Genomic DNA, 1,538 nt, shown 5'->3' on the forward strand with positions numbered 1-1,538 from the left:
GTTATGGCACGCATTGATAAGGAAACTAAAGATAAATATTTGGTAGGTTATGTAATTTTAAAACAGGAATATGAGTTATCTGTGTTTGAACTAAGGAATTATCTGAAAGAAAAGTTACCTGAATATATGATTCCCACTGCATTTGTATTAATGGACTCTTTCCCATTGAATGCTAATGGGAAAGTCGACAAAAAGTTATTACCAGAGCCTGACCAAATAAACCTAGGATTAGAAGTAACATATGTTGGACCACGTAGTCCAATTGAAGAACTTTTAGTAGATATATGGAGTGGTATTTTAAAAATTGAGAAAATTGGTATTTATGATAACTTTTTCGATTTAGGAGGGCATTCATTACTAGCGACACAAGTGACATCAAGAATACGTGATGTGTTACAAATAGACTTACCTCTTCGAACATTCTTTGAAGATCCAACTGTAGCGGGAATCCTGAATAATATAGAAAAAATGAAAAGAGATAGTTCATATTCTCAGAGTTTACCTATCCAACCTGTAACGAGAGAGGAAAACTTACCTTTATCATTTGCGCAACAACGACTATGGTTTTTGGATCAGTTAGAGCCAGGGAATGTTTCTTATAATATTCCTGCAGCTATATCCTTTAAAGGAACATTAAATGTACAGGCATTAAATCAGAGTATAAATGAAATTATTCGTCGACATGAAATCCTTAGAACTGTATTTAAGGAGGTTGAAGACAAGCCAGTTCAAGTGGTTATGCCATTTCAACAAAAGAACATTGAGGTAATTGATTTAACAAAATTAGTAAAAGAAAAAAAGGAATACGAAAAAAATGAATTAATAAAGAAAGAAGCCCATCGGGCGTTTGATTTAAATAAAGGGCCGTTAATCCGTGAATGTCTAATAAAGCTGGATGAATTAGAACATATATTAATGTTAAATATGCACCATATTATTTCAGATGGCTGGTCAATGGATGTAATTATAAAAGAACTATCAACACTGTATGAGGATTTTTGTTCTGGAGGATCTTCGTCTTTATCGGAATTATCAATCCAATACGCAGACTTCGCAGTATGGCAACGTGATTGGTTACAGGCAGGGACTTTGGAAAAACAGCTTGCTTATTGGAAAGAACAGCTAGGTGGGGAACTTCCCGTACTAAATTTACCGATTGATCGTCCTAGGACAGTCAAACAAACATATCAAGGATCAATTGAACGGCTTGTTCTTTCGAAACAACTTACTCAAAAAGTAAGAAGTTTAAGCAAACAGGAAGGCACAACATTATTTATGACCTTACTAGCCGCATTTAAAACGCTGCTTTATCGATATACAGGACAAGAGGATATCATAGTTGGTTCACCAATCGCAAACCGTAATAGAAGTGAAATTGAAGGTTTAGTAGGTTTTTTTGTCAATACATTACCTTTACGTACGAAGTTATCAGGAGATAAGACATTTAGAGAGGTTTTAAAGCTTATACGAGAGACTTCTTTAGAAGCTTACGCTCATCAGGATGTCCCATTCGAGAAATTAGTGGAAGAAATACATCC

At 34.7% G+C, this 1,538-nt stretch carries 1 protein-coding gene; it reads left to right on the forward strand.

Annotated elements, in window-relative coordinates; translation table 11 throughout:
- Window positions 1-1,538: condensation domain-containing protein (locus tag MR079_RS28180; RefSeq protein WP_242295072.1), on the forward strand; the 1,538-nt coding region annotated here is incomplete at both ends.

The organism is Bacillus cereus group sp. BfR-BA-01381 (assembly GCF_022663555.1).
Classification (GTDB): domain Bacteria; phylum Bacillota; class Bacilli; order Bacillales; family Bacillaceae_G; genus Bacillus_A; species Bacillus_A pacificus.